This window comes from Thermus islandicus DSM 21543 (assembly GCF_000421625.1).
GTDB lineage: Bacteria > Deinococcota > Deinococci > Deinococcales > Thermaceae > Thermus > Thermus islandicus.
Genome location: NZ_ATXJ01000041.1, coordinates 1 through 5,255 on the forward strand (window position 1 = coordinate 1; position 5,255 = coordinate 5,255).

The 5,255-nt window shown below is 66.3% G+C and carries 4 protein-coding genes and 1 pseudogene; all 5 read left to right on the top strand.

Annotation, left to right across the window (positions count from 1 at the left end; all coding sequences use genetic code 11):
- Positions 1-321: 321 nt before the first annotated feature.
- Complete coding sequence (locus H531_RS0112100) at positions 322-864, top strand: hypothetical protein (protein WP_022799576.1); 543 nt, start codon at positions 322-324, stop codon at positions 862-864.
- Positions 861-1,520, top strand: coding sequence for an ABC transporter ATP-binding protein (locus H531_RS0112105; protein ID WP_028490843.1), 660 nt, complete (start codon positions 861-863; stop codon positions 1,518-1,520). Before H531_RS0112100 ends, H531_RS0112105 begins: the two co-directional genes overlap by 4 nt.
- Positions 1,513-2,187 (top strand): ABC transporter ATP-binding protein, encoded by a 675-nt coding sequence (locus H531_RS0112110; protein WP_022799578.1) that lies wholly within the window; start codon positions 1,513-1,515, stop codon positions 2,185-2,187. Before H531_RS0112105 ends, H531_RS0112110 begins: the two co-directional genes overlap by 8 nt.
- The gene (locus H531_RS0112115) at positions 2,184-4,820 is read left to right on the top strand and encodes an ABC transporter permease (protein ID WP_022799579.1); all 2,637 of its coding nucleotides are present in this window, start codon (positions 2,184-2,186) and stop codon (positions 4,818-4,820) included. Before H531_RS0112110 ends, H531_RS0112115 begins: the two co-directional genes overlap by 4 nt.
- Positions 4,821-4,972: 152 nt before the next feature.
- A pseudogene (locus tag H531_RS13265) lies at positions 4,973-5,255 on the top strand (IS4 family transposase); the annotation flags it as partial.

Consider the following 5,255-nt stretch of genomic DNA (forward strand, 5'->3'; position numbering starts at 1 on the left):
CGAGCCCCACCAAGGTATCTCTGGGCAACGAGAACGGCTATCTGGTGTGGGAGGTGGTTCTCGCCGGGCAGGAGCTGAAGGTGGATGCTGGTACCGGCCAGGTCCTTCACCAGGAGGCCTACGGGCAAGAGGAGGCCGGTAAGGAACACGAGGATACCTCCGAAGGGGAGTAACCTTCCCACCAGACTTGACCGCTATGGGGGTCTGGGACCTGGGGCAGGGCTTCACGCAGGGTCATGCCGCTGATTAACCCCAAGAGCCGCATAGCGGTCAAGTCTGGGAGAGAAGCATGGTGAAAACCCAGATGAAAGGGAGGTTGCCGTGAAGCGACACCTGGTTCTCACAGCCGTCTTTTGGAGCCTGGCCGTGGCCCAGACCCCCTATGCGCCCGAGCCTAACCGCGTGGGCGACATCCCTGACAACCAAGCCTTTGTGCGCTACACCCACCCCGCAGGCTACAGCCTCGAGGTTCCCGAGGGCTGGGCACGCACCGTACAGGGCAACAGCGTCCGCTTTGAAGCCAAGCTCAACCGCCTGAGCGTGGTGCTGCGGAAAGCCTTGGCTGCTCCTACCGTGGCCGGGGTGCAGGACAAGGAGGTGAAAGCCTTGCAAAAGGAAGCTGGCGTCAAGATAAAGTCGGTGAGTGCAGTTAAGCTGCCTTCTGGCAGCGCCGTGCGGGTGAGGTACGAAGCGCAGTCCCAGCCGAACCCGGTAACGGGCCAAAAAGTATGGTTGGAGAACGACCTGTACCTGCTGTACAAGAAAGGGCAGGAAGCGCTGCTGACCCTCTCGGCCCCCAAAGGAGCCGACAACGCCGATGCCTGGCGGCGGATTGTGGAATCCTTCCGATGGGAGCGGCCATGAGCGTGCTCGAGGCCATCGACCTATACCGCTTTTACCACGTTGGAGATGAAGAAATTAGGGCACTGCGCGGGGTGAGCCTGCGCATCGAGCCAGGTGAACTGGTGGCGGTGGTGGGAGCCTCCGGCAGCGGCAAGAGCACCCTGCTGGCCTGCTTGGCTGGGTTGGACGAGCCCGACGGCGGTTATGTGATTGTCGCAGGCCAGCGCCTGACCCGCCGCTCCGAGGAGGAGCGGGCCGAGCTAAGGGCCAGACACATGGGGGTATTGTTGCAATCCGACAACCTCTTCGAGCACCTGAGCGTTCTGGAAAACGTGCAATTCGCCACCCTCTTAGCCCACCAGAGCCCGGCAGGGGCGGCGGATTGGTTGCGGCGGGTGGGATTGGGCAAGCGGCTGCACGCCCGGCCCTCACAGCTCTCCGGCGGCGAACTGGCGCGTGCCGGTTTGGCCGCAGCCCTGGCCGCCCAGCCCACCGTCTTGCTCGCCGACGAGCCCACCGCCGAGGTGGACGCCGAAACCGAGTCTCTGGTGCTGGACGAGATTGAAAGCTTCTGCGCCCGGGGCGGGGCCGCCCTGATCGCCACCCACAGCCCCGAGCTGGCCCGCCGGGCAGACCGAGTGTTGCACATCCAAGATGGGAGGTTCGCCCATGCCTGAAGCCTTGGTGGAGCTGCGCGAGGCCCGCCGGAGCTATGGGTTTGGCGCAGGGGAAATCGTGGCCCTGGAGCGGGCCACCTGCCGGGTGCTGCCGGGTGAGCGGATCGCCCTGCTGGGGCCTTCGGGCTCGGGCAAGAGCACCCTGTTGCACCTGATGGGGGGGCTTGAGCAGCCCTCCTCCGGTTCGGTGAGGTTTCCCGCGCTCGGCGAGCCGGACCAACTGCGCCCTGGCAAGGTTGCTTTCGTGTTCCAGGCGCAAAGCCTTTTGGCGCCCCTAACGGCGCTCGAGAACGCCTCCCTGCCGCTGGTGCTGGGCGGAATGGAGGAGCGCGAGGCCGAGCTTCGGGCGATGGAAGCCCTGGAGAGGCTGGGTCTGGAAAAAGTTGCTCAACATCTTCCCGAGGAGCTATCGGGCGGGCAGGCCCAGCGGGTCGCGGTGGCACGCGCCCTGGCGGCGAGTCCCCGGCTGATCCTGGCCGACGAGCCTACCGGGCAGCTCGACAGCGAGACCGCTCGGCAGCTAATGGATGCCCTGCTGGGGGCTCTCGAAAACACTGAAACGGCCCTGGTGGTCGCCACCCACGACCTCGGCGTGGCCCGCCGTATGGACTTGGTTTGGCAGATGCGGCGCGGCGTTCTGGACACCGGGAAAGGAGTATCGGTATGACCCTGGCCTGGCTCCGCGGATTGCTCACCCGGCGGCCTTTGCGGGTGTGGGGAGCAGCCACCGGCGTAGCGCTCACGATTGCTTTCCTGGCCTGCCTGGGGGCCTTCATCACCCGCAGCACCGCCACCATGACCCAGCGGGCGGTGGAGGGGGTTGCGGTGGACTGGCAGGTGTTGCTGGCCCCGAACGCCGACCCAGGTACGGTGAGGGGGGCTCTGCAAGCCGTGGGTGTGAAAGCCCTCGAGCTTGTTGGCTACGCCGATGTAGCGGGTTTCAGCGCCCGCACCGGTGGAACCGTGCAGACCACCGGCGCAGGCAAAGTGCTAGGGCTTTCCAGCACCTATGCCATCCACTTTCCCAAGGAAATCCGCCCCCTGGTCGGCAGCGCTCAGGGGGTGCTGCTGGCCCAGCAGACCGCTGCCAACCTGCACGTAGCTGTGGGCGACACCGTCGTGATTAATCGACTAGGGCTGCCCCCGGTAAGCGTACGGGTTGCGGGGATCGTAGACTTGCCCGAAGCCGACTCCTTGTTCCAGGCAGTGGGCGCCCCCAAGGGGCTGGCCCCACAGGCCCCGCCGGACAACGTGCTCCTACTGCCAGAAGCGCAATGGCACGCTCTGTTCGACCCACAGCGCACCGTCCGGCCCGATAGCGTGCGCGAGCAGTTCCATGTCCGACTTTCGGCACCGCTTTCTAAAGACCCCGGTGCAGCCTACGTCCAGGTGCAGCAACTCGCCAACCACGTCGAGGTCAAGCTGGCGGGCGGGGCGGTGATCGGCAACAACCTGGCGGCCCGGCTGGACGGGGTGCGGGCCGATGCCCTCTACGCCCAGGCCCTATTTCTCTTTTTGGGTGTTCCCGGCGCGATCCTGGCGGCCCTGTTGACCCTCAGCATGGCATCGGCCAGCTGGGGAGAGCGCCGCCGCGAGACCGCGCTGTTGCGGATGCGCGGGGCGGGGGTGCGGCGGGTGCTGGGGATGGCCTCGCTCGAGGCGGGATGGGTAGCCTTCGCCGGGCTGCTGGGCGGCCTGGCTCTAGCCTGGCTCGCCGAGCGCGTCGCCCTGCCGTCTGGCTCGAGCCTACGCTCGGTCTGGACGCTTTTGGCGGGTGCTTTCGGGGTGCTGCTGGCGGTCTCGGTGGTGCTCGTCCCCACGCTCCTGGCCCTACGCAATCAAACCGTGAACGCCGCGCGGCAAAAGGTAGGAAGGGCGAGCGCCCCGTTGTGGCAGCGGCTCTACCTCGACCTGGGGCTTTTGGCCTTGTCCGGGGCGCTGTTTTGGCGCAGCGCCGCAGGCGGCTACCAACTGGTGCTGGCCCCCGAGGGGGTGGCGAAGTCCAGCGTGCAGTACGAGTCCTTCATCGCGCCTTTGGCCTTATGGGTAGGGGCTACCCTGCTCGCGGTGCGGCTGCTGGATTGGGCCTTGCGCCGCCGCAGCCTTACCCCGATCCTGCGCCCGCTGGCGGGAAACCTTGCTCCCAGCGTTTCGGCCACCCTGGAGCGGCAGCGCAGCTTGCTCTCGCAAGGCACCGCGCTGGCCGCCTTGGCGGTGGCTTTCGCGGTCTCCACCTCGATTTTCAACGCCACCTACGCCGGCCAGTCGCGGGTGGACGCGTTGCTCACGAATGGGGCTGACGTCACCGTGACCGGAACCGCAGCCCATCCGGCGGGGAGCCGGCTGGCTGCCCTGCGGGCCATCCCCGGCGTAGCCGCCGCCCAGCCGCTCCAGCACCGCTTTGCCTACGTGGGCAACGACCTCCAGGACCTCTTTGGGGTGGATGCAGCTCACCTCACCGAGACCACCCGGCTGGTAGACGCCTACTTCCGCGGGGTCACGGCCCAGCAGGCTTTGCAACTGCTGCGCTCGAGGCCCGACGCCCTCTTCGTCTCACAGGAGACCGCCAACGACTACCAGCTAAAAGTGGGTGACCCGGTGCGGCTGCGGCTACTGGACGCTCGGGACCACCAGTACCATGTCGTCCCCTTCACCTTTGTGGGCGTGGTGCGGGAGTTTCCCACCGCTCCAAAAGACTCCTTTCTGGTCGCCAACGCTGGTTACGTGGCCTCACAGACCCACGCCGACGCTGCCGAAGTGGTTTTGCTGCGGGTGAACGGCGACCGCACCGAGGTGGCGGCCAGGGCCGCTAAAATCGTGCGCGACCTGCCGGGGGCAACGGTCTCAGAACTCGGTGCGGTACAGCAGCGCATCGCCTCGAGCCTCACCGCGGTCAATGCGGCGGGGCTCTCTCGGCTCGAGCTGGGCTTCGCAGTGCTGCTCCTGGCCGCGGCTACGGGGCTGGTGCTGCTCTTGGGCCTTACCGAGCGACGCCGTAACTTCACCGTGCTGATCGCACTCGGTGCGAAGCCAAAGCAGCTTGGGGCCTTCCTCTGGGGTGAAGGGCTAGTCGTGGCCGGAGCAGGCAGCCTGGCTGGCTTGCTAATCGGGCTAGGTGTGGCGCAGCTTTTGGTCAAGTTGCTGGACGGGGTGTTCGACCCGGCCCCGGAGCGGCTGGCCATACCCTGGGGTTACCTGGCCGCGCTGGCTCTCGCCGCCTTTCTTTCCACCGTACTCGCAGTGAATGCAGCCAGGGCCGCGAGCGGCAAAAGGCTCACGGAGGTGCTGCGCTCGGCCTGAGCGTGGTGCAGTACGCCCGTGGTCTTGTCCAAGCCCTCAGTACACGTCAAAACTGGGGACCACCCCTTTAGGATGAACCTGCGCCCACCAGGATGGGCAGGCATCCAGAGGAGGTGGTCCCTATGGATCAGCTTAGCCCACTCGTCAGAGTTTTGAAGCGGTATTGGAAAGCCGACCTCAGGCGCCTCACCTTCTTGGCCGCCCTCGTGATGGCCCTGATCACCGCCCGCACCGTAAGCGGCCCCAAACTCGCCCTCCCCCTCGGTCTCACCGCAAGCCCTGACCCCCGCTCCGCTTACCGAAGATTCCAGCGGTTTTTGAGGTGGCCGGGACTGGACAAGGAAGGATACGCACTCTTCGTTCTTTCCCTTCTTCGGCCTCCCAGCCTCCTCCTGGTCATGGACCGCAGTGAGTGGGAGCTCGGGAAAAGGAAGG

Bases quoted from the DNA above. Each gene is read 5' to 3' on its own strand.
- H531_RS0112105 (WP_028490843.1), top strand. From the start codon at position 861: ATGAGCGTGCTCGAGGCCATCGACCTATACCGCTTTTACCACGTTGGA.
- H531_RS0112110 (WP_022799578.1), top strand. From the start codon at position 1,513: ATGCCTGAAGCCTTGGTGGAGCTGCGCGAGGCCCGCCGGAGCTATGGG.
- H531_RS0112115 (WP_022799579.1), top strand. From the start codon at position 2,184: ATGACCCTGGCCTGGCTCCGCGGATTGCTCACCCGGCGGCCTTTGCGG.